11 protein-coding genes and 2 pseudogenes are annotated in these 21,114 nt (G+C 40.9%); 2 read left to right on the top strand and 11 right to left on the bottom strand.

Annotation, left to right across the window (positions count from 1 at the left end):
- Window positions 1-119: 119 nt before the first annotated feature.
- Both H5185_RS14820 and dsbB read left to right on the top strand, forming a co-directional pair.
- Window positions 120-614, top strand: a pseudogene (locus H5185_RS14820) (sodium/proton antiporter); the annotation flags it as partial.
- Between the two features lie 114 nt (window positions 615-728).
- Window positions 729-1,247, top strand: coding sequence for a disulfide bond formation protein DsbB (gene dsbB / locus H5185_RS14815; RefSeq protein ID WP_182697161.1), 519 nt, complete (start codon window positions 729-731; stop codon window positions 1,245-1,247).
- A 268-nt stretch (window positions 1,248-1,515) separates the two neighbouring features.
- On the opposite strand, the gene H5185_RS14810 is transcribed toward dsbB, so the two are convergent.
- From H5185_RS14810 to H5185_RS14760, 11 genes and pseudogenes are all read right to left on the bottom strand, one after another.
- Entirely contained in the window at window positions 1,516-2,049 is a 534-nt protein-coding gene (locus tag H5185_RS14810; RefSeq protein WP_124015903.1) for a cell division protein ZapC, read from the bottom strand.
- A 168-nt stretch (window positions 2,050-2,217) separates the two neighbouring features.
- Window positions 2,218-3,237 (bottom strand): quinone-dependent dihydroorotate dehydrogenase, encoded by a 1,020-nt coding sequence (gene pyrD / locus H5185_RS14805; protein WP_182742481.1) that lies wholly within the window; start codon window positions 3,235-3,237, stop codon window positions 2,218-2,220.
- Window positions 3,238-3,298: 61 nt separating this feature from the next.
- A complete protein-coding gene (locus H5185_RS14800) occupies window positions 3,299-8,146 on the bottom strand; it encodes an NAD-glutamate dehydrogenase (RefSeq protein ID WP_124015901.1) in 4,848 nt (1,615 codons plus the stop codon).
- Window positions 8,147-8,474: 328 nt separating this feature from the next.
- Window positions 8,475-10,781 carry an RND family transporter gene (locus H5185_RS14795; RefSeq protein WP_182742480.1) on the bottom strand — a complete coding sequence of 769 codons (2,307 nt, stop codon included), beginning with the start codon at window positions 10,779-10,781 and terminating at the stop codon, window positions 8,475-8,477.
- Window positions 10,782-10,830: 49 nt separating this feature from the next.
- On the bottom strand, window positions 10,831-11,841 hold the full coding sequence (locus H5185_RS14790; RefSeq protein ID WP_182742479.1) for a YCF48-related protein: 1,011 nt from the start codon (window positions 11,839-11,841) through the stop codon (window positions 10,831-10,833).
- A gap of 55 nt (window positions 11,842-11,896) precedes the next feature.
- Complete coding sequence (locus tag H5185_RS14785) at window positions 11,897-13,261, bottom strand: DUF1329 domain-containing protein (protein ID WP_124015898.1); 1,365 nt, start codon at window positions 13,259-13,261, stop codon at window positions 11,897-11,899.
- Window positions 13,262-13,274: 13 nt separating this feature from the next.
- Entirely contained in the window at window positions 13,275-15,323 is a 2,049-nt protein-coding gene (locus H5185_RS14780) for a DUF1302 domain-containing protein (RefSeq protein WP_124015897.1), read from the bottom strand.
- A gap of 315 nt (window positions 15,324-15,638) precedes the next feature.
- Window positions 15,639-15,854 (bottom strand): DUF2835 domain-containing protein, encoded by a 216-nt coding sequence (locus tag H5185_RS14775; protein ID WP_182742478.1) that lies wholly within the window; start codon window positions 15,852-15,854, stop codon window positions 15,639-15,641.
- A gap of 90 nt (window positions 15,855-15,944) precedes the next feature.
- Entirely contained in the window at window positions 15,945-18,506 is a 2,562-nt protein-coding gene (gene pepN, locus H5185_RS14770; RefSeq protein ID WP_182742477.1) for an aminopeptidase N, read from the bottom strand.
- Between the two features lie 316 nt (window positions 18,507-18,822).
- The gene (prc, locus tag H5185_RS14765) at window positions 18,823-20,874 is read right to left on the bottom strand and encodes a carboxy terminal-processing peptidase (RefSeq protein WP_165870072.1); all 2,052 of its coding nucleotides are present in this window, start codon (window positions 20,872-20,874) and stop codon (window positions 18,823-18,825) included.
- A 21-nt stretch (window positions 20,875-20,895) separates the two neighbouring features.
- Window positions 20,896-21,114: pseudogene (locus tag H5185_RS14760) on the bottom strand (RNA chaperone ProQ); the annotation flags it as partial.

Below are 21,114 nucleotides of genomic sequence, written 5' to 3'. Positions count from 1 at the left end.
CCGAATTTTGGTTCAAACGAAGTTAGAGGGGACGGGGTTATTTTCAAGAGCATACCCTGGAATTAAATAACCCCGTCCTTTTTATTTTAGCCACCACACATTGATGGTTGTCCCGCCCAGTTGCAGGTGTCATCATTGATCAAGATTTATTCGCTCCAGTGATCCAATGGGCATTGAGTTATGAAGGCAATATGCAGCTAGTTATTTTCTACATTGCTAACGGCTTACTGTCTATGGTGAGTGATAACGTGTTTGTGGGTACAGTCTACATTAATGAAGTAAAATCTGCGTTAATGAGTGGCCAAATTACTCGAGACCAATTTGACTTACTAGCTGTAGCAATTAATACCGGTACTAACCTACCTTCGGTTGCGACACCAAACGGTCAAGCGGCATTCTTATTCTTGTTAACATCTGCTATTGCGCCACTTATTCGCTTGTCTTATGGCCGCATGGTGTGGATGGCACTACCCTATACTATCGTGCTATCGATTGTGGGGGTAATGGCGATTGAGACAGGTTTCTTAACCGACATGACTAACACATTATATGAGAGCCAATTAATTATTCACCACTCAGCTAAAGACTTAAGTGGCGCGGCAATGGGACATTAATTACATCAGCTTAATGGACTTAGCTGATAAATTATTTTAAAGTCACTATAGTTTGTTTAAACACCCTCATTTGAGGGTGTTTTTTTATCTATTCACACACTTAGGAATCCGACATTGTCACCATTACAGCAGTTTAGTCATAGCCGTCTTTCTTGGGGTTTATTGTTATTCTCCGCCATAGGACTAGAGTTGGCGGCACTCTTTTTTCAATATGGAATGGATCTCGCTCCGTGTGTGATGTGTATTTACATTCGTGTAGCGGTATTGGGTCTTATATTGACTGGGCTTGTGGGTATACTACAACCCAAAGTGTGGTTTTTACGCTTGGTCGGAATCGTTAGCTGGGGAGTATCAGCTATTTGGGGATTTAAATTAGCCTATGAGCTAAACCAGATGCAAGTTAATCCATCACCATTTGAAACGTGTTCCTTTTATCCTGAGTTCCCAAGCTTTATGCCGTTAGACACTTGGTTACCTTCCGTCTTTTCACCGACAGGCATGTGTAGCGACTCACCTTGGTCATGGTTGTCTGTCAGTATGGCGCAGTGGATGATGGTTGGATTTGCTGTTTACGGTTTGATTTGGTTAATCGTCTTGTTACCGGCACTTAAACCGACTAATAAGAGTCAGTAATTTATGCCTTAGAGTCATTCCATTGCACTAGATTAAGTATTGTTGATTAAAAATCGGCTCGAATAACAGGCCAAATAAAGGGCTAAATAAGCGATGAATGCTTAATATTGAGGCGGACGCGCCTGATAAAATAGCGATTTGAATAATACATGCGGATTAAACTTTAGCAAGTTTATCAATAGAAGTAGACTCGCACTATTTTTATACGCTAACCGCACATGCTAGCTAGTGAACAAATTGAGTCGAGTGTCTTATCTATTCAACTCTTTTATGCCGCGACAACTTGCTTAGCTTTACGCAGTGGATGTAAACGATTATGCATCACTTTTATGATATCAAATTGTGCTAATGATTTATTTTCAGATAGCTGACAGTATTGTGACAAAATCATCACAGTTGCTGCTTGTAAGCCATTTGCAATAACTAACGCCAATACTTTAGAGTAGCCGCAGTTGAGCTGAAACAACTTACCCACATCACAATAAACACACTCATCACTGACGTCAAAAAACCAAGATTTAGGCATTTGTGATTGTAATAAAAAATGCGCGGCAGTTGCGTTCAGTGCAGTTTGTACAATACCTGCATCAGAGATATGCAACACTTTAGGAAGGGTTTCGAGCATTTTAATGTAAAATTTGGCGTGTTCAAGGTTAAATTCAGCTGCCTTAAGAGCATCTGGAATTAACAATTTTGTCTTATATGGCGTTAAGAACTCCATCTCAGAACCCAACGAAATACTTAATTGCTTCAAGCTTTCATTGTATTCCCAATGCCAGTCCTTATTTGGCATTAATAACATGACTATTTACACCTAAATATTGAACACGCTTATATATTAGATGATTTTTCACTCAATATCAAAATTTAATTATAAATTATAACATAAATTTCAGAGTGTTAGCGCGATCGAACGATCAAAATTTCGATCGCGGCATGATTTTTGATCAATGCAAAGCTGTTTTAGGCGCTATTTTGAACAATATGCCTTTGCGATCTGATCAACTAATTTAGGTCCTTTATAAATAAAACCTGAGTATATCTGCACCATAGTTGAGCCTGCATCAAACTTAGCTATCGCATCTGCGGCACTATTGATCCCACCAACACCAATGATCGGGATCTTACCTTGCAAACAGATCGCTAATTGTTTGATCACTTGAGTCGATAAATCAGTCAAAGGCTTACCGCTTAAACCGCCCATTTCTTCGGCATGTTTTAAACCAGTAACAGTATCTCGGCTTAATGTTGTATTAGTCGCAATCACACCATCAAACTGATTACTCAGTAACGAATCCGCAATCGCTTTAATCTCGTCTGAGCTTAAATCAGGCGCAATCTTGAGCGCAACCGGGACATATTTGCCATGTTTAGCGGTTAATTCTGTTTGTTTCGCTTTAATTGAACTGAGTAAGTCGTCAAGTAACTCACCGTATTGCATTGAACGTAAACCTGGGGTGTTTGGTGAAGAGATATTCACCGCAATATAACTGGCGTATGGGTACACTTTATCCATGCAGATCAAGTAGTCATCCTTACCCTGCTCTACTGGAGTATCTTTGTTTTTACCTATATTCACACCAACCATAATGTCAGACTTTTTGGCCATTAAATTACGAACCAGATTATCCACACCTTTATTGTTAAAACCCATCCGATTAATAATCCCTTTAGCAGGTTTTAATCGAAATAATCTTGGTTGATCGTTACCCGGTTGCGGACGTGGTGTTACGGTTCCGACTTCAACATGGCCAAACCCCATCGCATGAAAAGCATCAATTGACTCGCCGTCTTTATCTAATCCCGCAGCTAAGCCAACAGGATTAGGAAACGTCAGACCCATACAGGTTACAGGAGCGGATTTAACCTGTTGACGATAGAAACAGTTTAATGGGTTATTTCCGGTAATTTTCAAGCTACCAATCGCTAGATTATGAGCTAACTCAGGGTCCATCTGAAACATTACTTTCTGTGCAAGTTTGTAAAACATGTTTTCTCCTAGACCTAAAAAAAGCCCCGGCAATCGCCAGGGCTTATTCACATTATAAAAACTACTTCTGACCTACGCAATGTAAAATCAGTAAGTTCAGTTCCCGTAAGGCGACTGAGAACTTCGCAAATTCATGGGTTTGAGAAACCTTGAAATCCGCTAGCATGTGATACCATCTTTCGAGTAAAGGCTTATTTTGTTCAATCCACTGATTAATCACACTATCTGCATCACAAGTCTCGGTACAAGTACGTAATACAGCAGAACTTAATGCACGTTGCTGCCAATCAAGTTCTTCTCTGAATGCTGCACGGGCAAGTGCTTGCCAATGGTTAGCAACAGGTTGAGCACTGATTTGTTCTAAGAACCAATGTAACTCAACTTTTGCACCGAGTTTAAAGTAAGTTTCAGATACCAGTTCAACTGACTTGTTCTCGATTTGAGCAATTTGTGCAATGTCTAACGCTGAGAATAATGTACTCATTTTAGCCACAACTTGTGCAACAGCTTGAGGAACATTTTCGGTGGTTAGCGCAGCAATCTCAGCAGAAATTACTTTCACTTCAGCATCTATCATGTATTGGTCAACATTGGCTTTAAGCTGTTCAAACACTGGCTTAAAGAACGCAATAGTTTGGTCAATATCATGAGCACGATTACGATGGCGGATAAACCAACGACACGCGCGACGCATACTGCGACGTAATTGATGCAACATTTCACCCTGCACCACTGCAGGGATGACGCCACTTAAATCAGTAATTGAAGTGGTTAAGTCATCAAGGCCAAAGATTTCTCGGGCCATAGTGTAACAAATGGCGGCTTCAGCAACTGTTGCACCGGTCTCATCTTGCATACGTTGTACAAAATTAAAGCCCATATCATTAACTAACTCGTTGGCTAATGATGTAGCAATAATCTCACCCCGAAGAGGATGAGCGGTCATTTTATTAGCGTATTTTGCTTGAAGCTTTTTAGGGAAATAAGCCACTAGCAATTTACTTAAAAATGCATCCTCAGTGATTTCAGGAGTCACTAATTGCTCTTTCAATACCATTTTAGCGTACGCAACTAATACCGATATTTCAGGGCGAGTTAACGCGCGTCCATTGGCTAACCGTTCAGCTAAATCGTCATCAGTAGGTAAAAACTCAAGCGCGCGATCAAGCTTGCCGTCTTTTTCAAGATATTGAATAAAACGAATCTGCTCTTTCAACTGCGACACGCCATCGACTTGAGTCACAGAGATAGTACGAGTCTGATCTTTACAGTCTTGAATGACAATCTCGCTAACTTGGTCTGTCATGTCTTCAAGTAGACGGTTACGTTGTTTAACCGTTAACTCGCCTTCTGCCACCAAGGTATTCAAGAAAATTTTAATGTTAACTTCGTTGTCTGAGCAATCAACACCACCAACGTTATCAACAAAGTCGGTGTTCATACGGCCACCATTAGCGCAGTATTCAATACGGCCTAATTGGGTACAACCTAAGTTACCGCCTTCACCAATAATTTTGGCGCGAATTTCTTTACCGTTAACGCGTAAAGTGTCATTAGCACGATCGCCAACTTCAGCATGAGATTCTTTGCTCGACTTAACATAAGTCCCGATACCACCATTCCAAATCAAGTCTACTGGCATTTTCAGTAGTTCTTTCATTAGTTCCGTTGGGTTCATGGTGTCTTTATCAGTCGCTAACATCTGCTTAATTTCTGGGGTCAATTTAATTGACTTGGCAGAGCGTAAGAAGATCCCGCCGCCTTTAGAAATCAGTTTCGCGTTATAATCTTCCCAGCTTGAGCGTGGCAAGACAAACAAACGCTGACGTTCAGCATAGCTTTCGGCAATTTTTGGCGTTGGGTCGATAAAGATATGCATATGGTTAAATGCAGCAACCAATTGAGTTTGCTCAGATAACAACATACCGTTACCAAATACATCACCCGCCATATCACCAATCGCCACACAGCTAAATGGAGTGGTTTGGCAATCTACGCCAATTTCACGGAAATGGCGTTTAACCGATTCCCAAGCTCCACGTGCGGTAATCCCCATTTTCTTGTGGTCATAACCATTACTACCACCAGAGGCAAACGCATCGCCTAACCAGAAGTTGTATTCGATCGCAATCGCGTTAGCGATATCTGAGAAAGTCGCGGTGCCTTTGTCGGCTGCAACCACTAAATAAGGATCGTCTTCATCATGACGGACAACATCTGCAGGCGGAACAACTTCACCGTTAATTATGTTGTCAGAAATGTCTAATAATGCGCGAATAAAGATGCGGTAACACTCTTGCCCTTCGGTGAATAAAGCCTCACGGCCACCCTCTGTTGGCAGTTGCTTACACACAAATCCACCTTTTGCGCCTACAGGCACAATCACGGTGTTTTTCACTTGTTGTGCTTTTACTAAGCCTAACACTTCAGTACGGAAATCTTCGCGACGATCTGACCAGCGTAAACCACCACGAGCCACTTTACCGCCACGTAGATGGACACCTTCAACACGAGGTGAATACACAAAGATCTCAAACTTAGGCATCGGCTTAGGCATTTCTGGAATTAAGCTCGGTGCAAATTTAAATGAGATATAATCCTTTGATTTGCCACCAATCGCAGTTTGATAGAAGTTAGTACGCAACGTGGCATTAATTAAATCTAAATAACGTCGAATAATTCGGTCATCATCTAAACTTGAAACGTCATCAAGCTGAATATTCACTTGCTCGAGGAATTTACTCAAGGTGCGGGTCTTTAGCTTAGGATTGAACTTACGAATGAACATCTTAACCAATAAATCCGCAAGTTTTGGATAGCGGCTAAAGGTTTCTTCAATGTAAGACTGACTGAATGTAGCGTCAATTTGGCGCATGTACTTAGCATATGCACGGAGAATAGACACTTCACGGCCACTTAAGCCCGTTGAAAGTACCATGCGGTTGAAGCCATCGTCTTCTAACTTCTTTTGCCACACTTGTAACAAGGCTGTTTGGAAACGATCTTGACTATCAGCAAGGTTTTCTGTCGCTGCGCCTTGCACTGTCATTAAGAAGTCTAAGATCCAGAACGTAGCACCATCATTAGTTTTCACTTCGTATGGGCGTTCGTTGATCACACGTAAACCAAAGTTTTCTAGCATTGGTAATACGTCAGACAAGTGAATTGGCTCGTCTTTATGGAACAATTTTAAACGCACTTTATTGTCGTTTAATGCTGTTTCTTGTGGCTGATAAAATAACATGCCTAACTTATGTTCATCATCCAATGCTTCTAGATGCTGCATATCAACTACAGCTGAGCTTGGAAGAACATCATCTTTATAGCTAGGTGGGAAAGCATTTAAATAACGTTTTGTCAGTCCTGTACCAGCTTGTTCACCAACAGTATTATTTAACGCTGTGTGCAATTTATCATCCCACGAGCGAGCGGCTTCGATAAGATTTTTTTCAATAGCGGCCACATCAACATCCATATTGTTATTATCAACTTTGATAATATAATGAGTTCGAGCCAGAGTAGACTCAGAAAAATACGTTGTGAACTCAACATCTTCATTGCTCTTGAAGTGTTGCGCTAGAATGCGTTGAGTATCTTGGCGTAACTTAGTGTTATAACGGTCTTTAGACACATACACTAAACACGATAAGAAGCGGCCATAGCCATCTTTACGAACAAACAACTTTAACTTATCGCGATCTTGCATTTCCAATATGCCATAAGCGATATTAGACAGCTCATGGTCTTTAGCTTGGATTAGCTCATCACGAGGTAAGTTTTCAAGGATGTTCATTAACGCTTTATAGTCATGAGAGCGCGGCGCTAGACCTGAGTTATCAAGAATGCGCTGAACTTTTTCACCCAACAATGGGATCTCGCGTGGACTACGGTTATAAAGATTAGAAGCATATAAACCGATGAAGCGATCTTCACCAATTACGTTGCCTTTTTTGTCAAAGCGTTTAACGCCAATATAATCTACGTAAGCTGGACGATGCACACGGCTTTTGGCAGAGCTTTTGGTCAGAACAAGTAAGCTTTCATCTAATGCCTCTTTGCGGGCAGAATCAGATAAACTTGAAAGTAACAAACCGCGCTCACTGTGTGAGGTTTTTGAACGGTTCATTAGTCCTAAGCTAGATTCAATATTAGGGACAAGCTCAACATCACCTTCAACGCGTTTTAAATCATAATAGCGATAACCGAGCAAAGTGAAATGGTGGTTGTTCAAGTAGTTTAAGAAATCAACAGACTCTTGAAGTTCCGCTTTTTCACCAGGAAATGGCCGTGAAGGTAACTGTTTAATGGTATCGGTTAATGTGTCTGACATTAATTGCCAATCATTGACCGATGCTGATACATCCGCTAAGACAGATTGAATCTCTTTCTCAATCGCCTTGATGTCGGCATCACTATTTTGCTTGTCAATTTCGACTAAGAAAACCGCAACATTATTGCTGCCTTCTGTAGCTTCATTAACAAATGACACATCAGTGACATTGTTGTTAGCAGCACGCACGACCGCTAATGGCGTATGCAACATCACATGAGCGGTAATGCCCATTCGATTTAACGCCATTGAGAGCGAGTCAACCAAAAAAGGCATATCAAGTTGAATAATCTCAATAATGCTGTGAGTTGACTGCCAGCCATGTTTTGCTTGGCTAGGATTAAACACTCGGATGTGAGTTTCGTCCTGCGCGGTTTTATTCAGCGCATTCCAAAGGCTCAATACGGCACCATATAAATCACTGTCATTACGAGCATTGAGATCGTCTTTTGACATATGGGCGTAGAGGCAATTAGCAAATTGCTCAACTTGTTTGGCTTGAGAATGAGGGATTTTTGTGTGAATTAAATTGACTACATTTTCCAGTAGTACTGAAGGCATTGCATCTTTCAAGGCCATGTTGCAGATTCCTTAAGCGTCTATGGCAGCGCTCTTATCATTATATGGATGCTTCGGCTTGTTGATTCTGTAGGTCCGAGTCATTTTGTGTGTATCACGTAAATAACTGTTTTTAGTTTAACAAAAGAAACTCATAATTGAGATCTGATGCAAAGTTTATTACTAAATTGCTGCTATATCGAGGAAAATTTTAGTGGTACATCCTCTATAAATCCACTCGACAGCATAGATTGGTACTTAAAATGACATTTAAGTCGTTTGCATAGAGTAACTATGCAAAACAAAAAAGGGAGCTAAGCTCCCTTTTTTGTTTAATTGCATGTTTTAGTTACTTTTTTCTCCAAAACATAGCTGAAAGTGCGGGAAGAATAATAATTGCCCCCAACATATTCACTAAAAACATGAAAGTCAGCAAAATTCCCATATCCATTTGGAATTTAAGGTCGGAGAAGAACCAAGTACTCACTCCAATCGCTAAAGTTAGCCCGGTAAATATCACCGCACTGCCACGCTCAACCAATGCTTCGAAATACGCTTGTTGCACAGGCATGCCATTACTGAGCTTGTTGGACATGGTCGATAAGATATAAATCCCGTAATCAACACCAATACCCACCCCTAAGGCGATAACAGGTAAGGTACTGACTGCTAGACCAATATCGAGCAAAGTCATTAAGGCTTGTGCTAACGTCGATACCACATAAAGTGGGATAATCACTGCTATCGTTGCCTTGAGTGACTTAAAGCTAATTAAACATAAGACAAACACTGCACCGTAAACGTACAACATCATTGGCAGCTGAGCTTCACTTACAGCTTCATTGGTTGCAGCCATAACGCCAACCGGACCCGAAGCTAGCTTAAATTGTAACGTGTCGGAGTTAAGCTCAGCAGCAACAGCTTTAACTTTATCAACAACCACCTCAATGGTTTCTGCTTTATGGTCTTTTAAGAACAAGTAAACCGGCATAACAGAGCAGTTGCTATTTAATAAACCCGATGTGGTTGGAACTTGACCCACGGCTTGAACTAGACTGGCTGTGGTGCGCGGTAAAATCTCCCACTTAGGGTTACCTTCGTTAAAACCGGCATTCACTTTTTTGGCAATCGATGCCAAACTCGCGGTTGACTCAACCCCAGGTGTATTAGCCATCATCCACTCAAACTGATCTATCTGCGATAACACAGAATGATATGTACAAGCTTCAGGAGTGGCTTCTACAATCACAGACATAACGTCGGTTGTTATAGAGAAATGTTTGGTAATGAAGAAAGTATCTTGGTTATAGCGAGAGTCTTGATGCAGCGCTGGCGCCCCACCCTGTAAATCACCAATTTGCATTTTTGACGCTTGCTGAAAACCAACGGCATAAAGGATTGCTGTTGAAATCAATACCACTACAGCATATTTCGGAGTGGCAAACTTAGACAACCAACGCCAAATATTTTCTATTTTTTGACGTTTCTGTGGGTTATCCTGCTTAGTCGGCAATTCGAAATATGAAATCACTAAAGGAAGCAAAATAAGATTAGTGAGAATAATCACTGCAACACCTAATGATGCAGAAATTGCCAGCTCTCGAATAATACCAATATCAATCGAAAGTAAGGTTAAAAAACCCACTGTATCAGATAGTAACGCAACGCCGCCCGGCACTAACAAGCTGCGAAAAGCCGATGCAGATGCCGCTTTCGTCGTCTGGCCATCTAGCACGCGACGACGCACAGCATTGATCATCTGTACCCCGTGACTGACACCAATGGCAAATACCAAAAATGGCACCAAAATCGACATTGGGTCTAAGCCAAATCCGATAACCGTCAATAAGCCTAATTGCCAAAATACCGCAACCAAACTACACATCAATGGTAAAATAGTCAGCACTATCGATTTGGAAAATAGATACACCATCACTGCAGTAATGGCTATGGCGATTAAGAAAAACAACAGTACGCCTTTGGCGCCTTCTGCTACATCACCAGCCATTTTAGCAAAGCCAATGATATGAATTTTAATCTTATCGGTTTCAAACTTACCGCGAAGCTCTTGCTCAAGTTGATTGGCAAATGCAATTGTATCAATGGCTTCACCCGTTTGCGGATCAAACTCCATCAATTGGGCCGATACCATGGCAGAAGTATAATCATTACCGATAAGACGACCTACAATGCCAGCCTTTTCGATATTGTCTCGTACCACTTTAAGGCCATACTCATCGTTACTGAAATCAGCAGGGATAACTGGGCCGCCAGCAAAACCATCTTCAACGACTTCGGTAAAACGCGTTGAAGGCGAAAAAAGTGACTTAACCTGTGAACGCTCTACCCCAGGAATAAAGAATAATTGATCGTGGACATTTTTGAGTGCATCAAAAAATTCCGGATTAAATATATTGCCGCTCGTATCTTCAACTGCAACCATAATGCTGTTGGCACCACCAAAGTCTTTCTGATGCTTGGTATAGGTTTGCATATAAGAGTGATTAAGAGGAATATTTTTACTGAAAGCCGCATCCATTTTTAGTTGGCTGGCTTGGTAACCTAAAAAAATAGTAATAAAAATAAATGAAATTATGACCCATTTTCGATTACGAAATAAATGAGATTCAAATCCATTGACCAGTTTTTCTAACATCTTTTCGGCCTTATTATTGTTGTTTTAATTGTCCAATTTAACCAAAAGGTTAATCAAGCTGAAACAGTCCCTTAGAACCGGCAAACCATAATTGGCCTTTACTGTCTTTAGCAATAGCCACAATGTTTTCACCTTGACGCCTAGCAACAATAGTTGCTCTACCATCATCAACTGATAATACAATTCCAGCATTACCGACTAGGTATAGGTCATTATTAGATGTAACAAGTGCACCATTGATTGATGATTGAACCGGTAGCTCTACTTCTTCCCATGCAGATAAACTTAAATCTGACTTAAATACATGACCACGAAGTCCCATTACATAAACATCATCACCAACCGAAATAGCATTGAACATCGAGCCATCATAGTCAAAATTGGTTTTAGTAAATGTATGGCCATTATCATCAGATACCGCCACCATACCAAGCTCACCGACCAATAATAAGCGTTTATCTTCAAGACGAATCAAACGGTTAAAGTGAGGTAATAAAGACGCACGCTCCGATAAATATAAGGCTTCATCTTCTGCTTTAAGGTCATTTAAATAAGCAACATCATCTTCAAAGAGCAATTCTTGGTGAAACTCATCTTGCCAAGTTTTACCGCCATCAGCGGTGCGATAAAATAATCCATACGCCCCAACCGCAATACCATCTAAAGGAGTGTAGAAGCGTACATCTAAAAATGGCTTCTCAATTTCAGCTGATTGCATCTGCACTGACCAGGTCTCACCACCATCTTGGGTGTGAATAATCGTGGCATCATGACCGACAGCCCAACCTTGTTTGTCATCGAAAAAAAACACTTTGGTTAACTGGGACAAAACGGGAGTGGCGACTTGATGCCATTGATTATTTTCTAATATCAACACATTGCCACGTTGACCGACGGCAACAAGTTTGTCGCCCGCATTGGCAATATCAAGTAATAAAGAGGATTGAGCTAAGGGTTGAATTTGAACTGAAAGCGGATCGAGTTGGGCATCTACTGAAGCAGTATATAAACATGCACTAATCCCAATCGCCACAATACTGCGAAGCATGCTAAACGTCATACAAACTTCCTTTAAAATTTATAGGGGCGCTAGGCGCCCCATTTTATTATGGCTATTAACGAATACCGGCACGTCTTAATGCGTCTGGTGTGAAGTTAGCTTCAGAAAGTGATGCATCAAAATTATACATACGACCTTCGTTATCTAAACCCATCGCTAAATAACGGCGTGATTGAAGGTCATGGAATACTTCTAAGGTACTCCACAACGTAGGCACTTCGTAGTAATTGATAAGATGAGCAACACCAACACGATAAAGCTCGTCGCGGTTGTCATATATATCCGTTACTGCCACTTGCCATGAATCTTCATCAATATAAAATACGCGAGTTTTATAGGTATGACGCATGCCCTCTTTTAAAGTTGCCTTCACTTCCCATACACGATGTTTTTCATAACGAACAAATTCAGGATTGATATGACCCGGTTTTAAAATTTGGTCATACTTAAGTTTGTCTGAATGTAATCGATAGTCGTTGTACGGAATATAAATTTCTTTTTTGCCTACGAGTTCCCAGTTATAACGCATTGGAGAACCGTTAAACATATCAAAATCATCGGTTGTTCTTAGACCATCAGAAACAGTACCTGGAGTATCAAACGCGACGTTAGGTGCTTTACGAACGCGACGTTGCCCTGTGTTATAGGTCCAAGCTTGACGTGGAAGCGCCTCTTGGTCCATGGTTTCTTTAACCAGCAATGCAGTACCGGCTAATCGTGCTGGTTGAGTCACAACTTGCTTAAAGTAAAACAAGGTGTTGGTTTCTTTAAGTTTCTCTAAAGTCACCTCAGGACGCGAATATTCGAAACGAATTTCCTCAGAGTTTTCAACTAGAGTATAAGAACCATTCGCCATAGGTGCAGCTTGGCTACGATACGTTTCGACATCTACACCGCGAAAACGCAGAATATGATTCCAAATGACTTCTAGGCCATTAGCAGGAATAGGAAACGGAACGCCAATTGTGGCCCCTTTAATACCATTACCATCAGAAATTAACTCAGCACCAACAGCATTGACTTTAGTTGCATCATAAACATATTGAGGCACAGCCGCTGTACGGCGAGTCTGATAAACATTCATTTTGTAAGTATCTGGATAGACTTCAAATAGTTTGTTTTGACCCGGAGTTAAAAACTCAGCATATTGGGCTTTATTTGCATTGGTTATGGTAAATAAGCTTTTGTCATCTGGGAACGGATCTGGATGATGCATACCCTTGGTGTAACCAGCAATAGGCTTAGTGATACCACCAGTCCAAGCAGGAATTGAACCATCTGCATTTGCCGCTTTTTCTGCACCTTGAGGGGTTAATGTTGTACCCAATTTATCTGCATCAGCTTGTGATACTTTCGCCAGCGCAGCAGGTGCACTTAGTGCGATCATCACTGCTGCCGATAATATCGTCAGTTTCTTCATTATAATTATCCTTTTAGATCGAATACTTGACGTTGAAAGAAATATAATCTCTGTCTGTCATCGCATTTGTTGTTCCTACACCACCAAAGAAGCTGTTGTAAGAAATATCTGCGCCCCAGCGACTTTGATAATCAAAATTGACACCCAAAGCAACAGACTTTCTGCCTTCAGTGAACAGGAACATTGGATCAGGCGTAATGCCATCAACGTCATGAGAGAAAATGACTCTTGGATACATGTTCACACCTGCAAACACGTTGTTAAAGTCAGCTTTGGCCACTAAACGATAACCCCAAGCAAAATCAGTCGGGAATGGATTGGTTTCTGGACCATTATGTAATGCTTCAATAATGCCAGGCATATCTGGATTGCCACCAGAACGCGCAGTACCTGGACCATTTAAGCGTAATTCGTCAAAACCAGGCATGTCATGGATCCACACACCACCCACTTCAGCAAGCATAGTTAAGTTGTCTAAACCAAGTGTTGGACCAAATAGGTGAGTAAATGTCATCTGTGCTTGAGTCGTATCGGTAAGTATATACCCATCAACTGTTTCGCCAGGCGCCACATTATCCATTTGTGAAATACCATCTAAGTCAGGACGAATGCCTGCATTTGCTAGCTGTTGAGGCATAGCTAAGAAAAGTAATTCAACATCATCAATTTGTAATGGCTCATCTACACGGTGAGAAATTTCACCGGCAACAGATGTATCACCTACTAAAGTGTTGAAACTGAAGCCATATAACTGAATGTCTTCAGGATAAACAATTTGCGACTTGGTAAAGGTTTCCATGCTCAGCAATAAATCACGGTCAATCACGCCACCGCTTTGTGCTAAACGACCATAATCACGACCAATGGCCTCTGTGGTGAAATTAGACGCTGTACCACTGATAAGAGGGCGGCGACTATGGTAATTCATGTAATAAAAACCAAACTCAGTTTCGCCAAGTTCTGGAGAGTAATATCCTAACTTAACACCAAATTGGCCATCATTACTTGGGTCTGCAGCATCCTGAACTAAGGCTGCTTTAGTTGAATACGCTGTCATATAAGCGGCATAAGCAGAATTAAATCCACTGGCTGCGGCAGCTTCGTATAGACGTGTGTATTCAGAAATAAGGAAATCTTGGTTCATATCTGGATTAGAGTTGAAACCTAACTGCGCATTCTGGTTGTATCCGCCAAAACCCGCAAAATCATTAGTCGCAAAGTTTGAACCGGGCGTTGGTACCCAAATAGGCTGCCAATCATATTGATAAAAAGCTTCTAGGTTTAAGTTTTCAGATAACCCTAACGATGCCCAAACCATCCCTTGTGGACGGAATGCTTCTTTAAGTTCAGCACCTGGCGCATTGAGAATGTTTAAGTCAACAGCATTGATTTCAGCAATACCATGAGAAATTAGGGTACTTTCCCCCCAAGAAACCACTTGATTACCGACACGAACGCTTAATGGATTCGCGCCGTCGTTTAAATCCCAGTTGGCATAGACAAATGCATCCAATAAGCGAATGTCTTTACATTGCACTTCTGATGCTTTGCTGTCTGCACAAGGATCGAACTCTTTACCGGTTAATGGGTCATTAAATCCATAGTCACCATCATTGAGTTTGCGATCATAAAAATACATACCACGTAAAAACAAACCGTAGTTTTCATACTTAAGTGATAACTCATGAAGACCTTTAACGATCTCTGAAGTCGTATCACCTTTTGCATACAATAAGTTACTTAAGTCATTGTTGCTTGAATATGAGCCAGGCTGAGCCCAAATTTCGGCTGACGTATATTTGGTTGAACCAAATGCGCCACCAAATGCTGAGTAACCTGACCAATCAAATTGTGGCTGATTCACCTTACCAATTTGACCACTCCAGTCTCTATCTGACACACGCCAACTGGCACCTGCGGTCCAAGTAGAGTCAAACGTACCTCGTACATCGCCCCATTGAAAAGAAGCAGCTGAGGCTGAAGTGCTCATTCCCAAACATAATGCCGACACCACCCCCAAAGCGAGAGCCGACTTGTTAAATCTTTTTTTAACAATATTCATTTTAGTTCATCTCCGTAACCTGTTGGATTAGTTGTTATAGGAATTTAACCAACATCTTGTTAGCCCACAGGCAACACCATTGTTACAGCATTTAACTATATTGAGCAAGGTCAAAAAAAAGAAAATGTTTAAGAAAATTAACGATGTCGGGGTAAAAATGGCTAAATAAAACCTGCCTATATTTGAATTAACACAGGCGATAAAAATACAATCATTTAACCACTAACGAAAAAAGTTTATTTTCATGTACTTATAAATGTTAACAGCTTGCTACTTCACACACGATTAATCAATCAAACGTTTGAAGTAAATGCTCTATAATTTATTAAGGGATTTGAAATTCCCGTCAGGGCAAAGGACTAATTTAAACTCGCCATGGATGCCATTAGGGGTTAAATAAGGTCTAAAATACTTACCATTGATGTGCAATACACGACCTTTGTGGTCCTTTACTTGCACTTTTTCTGCAACCCCTTGGTAATATGGCAAAAAAGCTTCATAACTTACGTTAAGAGAAAAAAATAACTCCATAAATCACTCCATAAAAAGGAGAGCAAGCTCTCCTTTTTAACACACTAAACAGACTGATTAATCCTACTGGATAAATAGTAATTTAAGACTTTATTCAGCTAATGATTTAGTCACTTTCTCATATAAATCGTTAGACAAATCTGGTAATGATTTTAACTCGACCAAACACTGTTTCATTAATTGCTGACGTTCTTGGTCAAATTTAGCAAACTGAATTAATGGGGTAATCATTCGCGAAGCAACTTGTGGATTAGATTTATTCAATTTAACTAAAATTTTAGTTAAATAACGGTAACCTTCTCCATCGGCACGATGAAATTGGTAAGTGTTTGCCGCAGCAAAAGCTCCAATCAATGACCGAATGCGATTAGGATTAGAGAAACTAAAGCTGCTATGTTTAGTAAGTGTCTTAATCTGATCAATCACATCGTCACTATTAACTAAAGCTTGTAAAGTAAGCCACTTATCCATTACGAGTGGGGTTGATTTCCATGTGGACTCAAAGTCACTTAATAGCATAGGCAAACACGCTAACTTCGCCATCGCGGCCGCTTTCAAAGCACCTAAACTGTCGGTCATATTTCTGGCTGAATAGTATTGTTTTTCAACCAACGATTCATGGGTATCAGAGACTTGGCATAATAATGATAAGGCAATATTTTTAAATGCTCTGGCAGCTGGATTATCGATTAATATCAGCGCTCGATAACACACTAACAGCTCATCTTCGCAAGCAGAGGCGAGTTCTTCAACAACAAATTCTCTGGCTTTTGCCAATGCATCTAAATCTACATGATCTACCTGCTCAATAAGTGCTGAAGCACTCGGAATAGACAGAATTTCAGCGACTAAAGCTTGATCAAGATTAGCATCTAAAATAACACCTCTAAAGGCTTCTATCACTCTGGTGTCAATCATCATTACTTGTTGCTGTTGTAACTGTGCAACGTTATCCCAGATGGTTTGACTGATTAATTGCACCGATGCTTCCCAGCGTGCAACTTCACTCGATGCATGGCGCATAAGATGAACAAGCTGGTCAATGCTAAAATCGTAAACGAGTTTCACCGGTGCAGAAAAATCTTGAAGCAAGGAGGCTGTAGGCGCACTGTCCAGTCCATCAAACACAAATGTTTGGCTGGCTTGTGTCACATCCAGTACTTTATTGACAATGGACTGTCCCGCTCGGTCCAATAACTCCACACTAAAAGGTATATGCAGTGTTTGGCCCTTTACACCTTGTGATACCACCTGCTGAGTAACAGTTAAATGATATTCGCCCTTGTCTGCATCGAAATGATCTTTGACCGTGACGACTGGTGTACCCGCTTGGCTGTACCAACGACGGAATAAGGTTAAGTCTTTACCGCTGGCATCTTGCATGGCATTAACAAAATCATCGCAAGTTACAGCTTGACCATCATGACGTTCAAAATAGCACTTCATCCCCGCTTGAAAACCGGCCTCACCTAGAATAGTGTGCATCATGCGGATCACTTCAGCACCCTTGTTATAAACCGTCACTGTGTAGAAATTGTTCATTTCAATCACACTTTCAGGACGAATAGGATGAGACATAGGACCGGTGTCTTCAGCAAACTGTTGATTTTTCATCACGCGAATGGCTTGGATACGATTAACAGCGCGAGACCCCACATCAGAGCTAAATTCTTGATCGCGAAAAACGGTTAAGCCTTCTTTTAAACTCAGTTGAAACCAATCACGACAGGTTACTCGGTTACCCGTCCAGTTGTGAAAGTACTCATGACCAACAACTGACTCAATGCCGTGATAATCTTCGTCAGTAGCACTGGCTTTATCAGCAAGAACGTATTTAGTATTAAACACATTCAAACCTTTATTTTCCATCGCTCCCATATTGAAAAAATCAACTGCCACAATCATATAGATGTCGAGATCGTACTCAAGACCAAAACGGGTTTCATCCCATTTCATCGATTTTTTCAATGACGCCATCGCGTGATCGGCTTTATGTAAATTACCTTTATCAACAAAAACTTGCAGCGTCACCTCGCGACCAGACTGAGTGGTATAGCTGTCATTAAGCAAATCAAAGTCACCAGCGACAACGGCAAATAAGTAACTTGGTTTTGGAAATGGATCATGCCACTTAACAAAGTGACGTCCAGAACGTGGCATCTCGCCTTTATCAATTAAATTACCGTTACTTAACAAAAAAGGAAAAGCATGTTTATCGGCTTCAATACGCACGGTATAAATAGCCAAAACATCGGGTCTGTCTAAGAAGTAAGTAATGCGACGAAATCCTTCGGCTTCACATTGCGTGCAATAAGCACCATCAGACATGTAAAGACCTTCAAGGCTCGAATTTGCCTCAGGATCAAGTAAAGTAACCACCTCTAATTCAAACTCATTTAGCTCAGTGGTGATCGTTAATTGGCTTTCGTGTTGACGATAGTTTGCCGTTGTACCATTAAGCTTGACTGAGCTCAGAGAAAGTTGTTCACCATCAAGCACTAAATCATGCTGATGTTGGCCATTACGGATCACCTTACTAACAGCCGTTACTTTAGTATTCTTGCCATCAAGAATAACGTTTAAATCTACATGAGAAATGGTAAATGCAGGCTTAGTATAATCTTTGAGGTGTTTCTCTTGCGCTTGGTTCATACAGGATCCTTTTCAATGGTACTCATGCCAATATGATTAAACTTGTGTGGGAACGTTATCGAATTGGTATTGTTTTTATTTCACTTCAGCCGTGGTTAAGTGATTGGATAAATGGGATAAAATATCAATATACTGCCTATTCCACCTCAAAAAGGTCATTTTACTAACAAGCCGAATCGACCGCTGTTAACCTACTGCAAGTCGATACAACGTAGTTAGAGATGCGAAGGACTATTTGCAACCGTTTATTATCCAGAGCTGAGGTTATTATTAAGAAAAAACGCGCCTAAGCGCGTTTGTTAACTGTCACACAAAATCACTTTGAGTTTGTTTTTGCCAATTTCTCTGCATCCGCCATATCAAGCGTGATATAAGCCGTTTCATCTAAAAAGGCATCCGGTAACTTACTGTCATCGGTCTTTTCTATATCATCTAGTGACTTAACAATTGCTAAACCATCGTGCTCTCTTCGGGCATTTTCTCGATCAAGTGCACGCTTGTCATCATCTTCACGAGAAGCAAGACGTTCACTTTCAACAAGCGAGATAGTTTTGTCATTGTGATGCTTTTTGAATTCAGCTATATCTTGATAAATATAACTAAACTCTTCGTCATTGCTGATCCGCGCTTGATGTTTAACATCAAGAGAACTTATCAACATAGGCGTAATATTGCCTAATGTAGTGTATTGAGCAGCAGGAACTTTATCCCACGGAAGCGCATTTTTCTCTTCCGATTCACCATATTCACCCGCTTCTAAAGCAGTAGGCAAGCGCACATCTGGGGTAACACCCTTACGTTGTGTGCTGCCACCATTGATACGGTAAAACTTGGCAATGGTATACTGAACATGACCAATTGGTTTTTCATACATGTCATAAATTCGACCTAAACTTTTATGCTGCTGAACCGTGCCTTTACCATAAGTCGATTCACCCACAATCAAGGCGCGATCATAGTCTTGTAAAGCCGCAGCAAAAATCTCTGATGCAGATGCACTGTAACGATCTACCATCACAGTCAGTGGACCACTGTATGCACTAATACCATCATTATCACGATTTTGATTAATACCACCATTGGCGTCACGAATTTGCACAACAGGCCCTTGATCAATAAACAATCCGGTCAATAATGTGGCTTCAGTTAACGCCCCACCACCATTACCACGAAGGTCAATAATAATGCCTTCAACATTGTCTTTTTCAAGTTTAGCGATTTCTTTAGCCACGTCTTGCGACAGATTCATGTAAAATCCAGGGATTTGAATCACACCGACTTTACGATTGGCGTACTGACCTTCTTTAGGTTCAATTACTTTTGAGGTAGCTGCGCGATCTTCTAAACGAATTTTGTCACGGGTAATCACCACTTCAAAAGGTTTAGCATTTGCGCCACCTTTTTTGGGTAAAATTTGTAATACAACTTCGCTACCCTTTGGACCTTTGATCAAATCAACCACATCATCTAAACGCCAGCCAATAACATCAACAATGCCACCGTCTTTTTGACCAACACCAACAATTTTATCTTCTGGCGATAATTTATCACTGTTGGCAGCAGGGCCTCCTGCCACTAAACTTTTGATAACAGTGTAATCATCATCCATTTGCAACACAGCACCAATGCCCTCTAAGCTTAGGTTCATTTCCATTTGGAAACGTTCAGCATTACGTGGGGATAAGTAACTGGTGTGAGGTTCAACGCTGCGAGCAAACGCATTCATTACGGTTTGAAATACGTCTTCGCTTTGGGTTTGGCTTAAACGTTTAATGGCATTGTTGTAACGTTTCTCGAGCACTTCAACAATTTCAGGCCATTTTTTACCAGTCAACTTGAGATTTAATGCATCATACTTAACCCGCTGACGCCAAAGCTCATTAACTTCAGCTTCATCTTTTGGCCATTGTGCATCTTTGCGATCAAATTCATAAGCATCGCCTGCTTGGGTAAAATCAAACTCTTTATCGAGCAAAGATAAAGCATAAGCAAAACGTTCGTAGCGACGTTGTTGCACAACTTCATACATAGCAAAGGCGGGGCTAATATCGCCAGACTCGACCATATTATCAAACTGTTCTTTATACTGACTAAAGCTCGCAATATCTGCCGCAGTTAGTACATTTCGACGATAATCAAGCTGCTCAAGAAAGCGGGAATATATTTGTTCAGAAAATGCATTATCAAGATTAAAGCGATGATAATGCGAGCGAGTGAACAATGTTGTCACTCGCTTGCTAGCCACTTTATGTTGTGGCTCTTGTGCTAGTTTAGGTAACTCGCTGATTTGAATCGTTGGTGAAATTGCCCATGCCGAAAAGCCGACAAATAAACTGGCAATTGACGCGGCCAAGGTAAGTTTTCGCATCAACAAGTACTCCTTAAATTTCTATAATAGTATGTGCTCTGCACGTACTTTGATGGACAAGCCAGAATCTAACTGAACATGCACATCTTCTTTATTAATATCAGTCACAACACCTGGTACTGGGGTAGCACCTAACTTAACATTAACGCGTTGTTTTTGTTTTAAATCTTCAAGCTTAGCTGGCACAAGTTGAATCACAGGAGCAACGACTGGCGCTGGACGTTCTTTTTTAACAGCTGG

The sequence above is a fragment of the Shewanella sp. SG44-6 genome, assembly GCF_014164185.1.
Classification (GTDB): Bacteria; Pseudomonadota; Gammaproteobacteria; order Enterobacterales; family Shewanellaceae; genus Shewanella; species Shewanella vesiculosa.
This window is presented reverse-complemented; position numbering and strand designations above follow the sequence as displayed.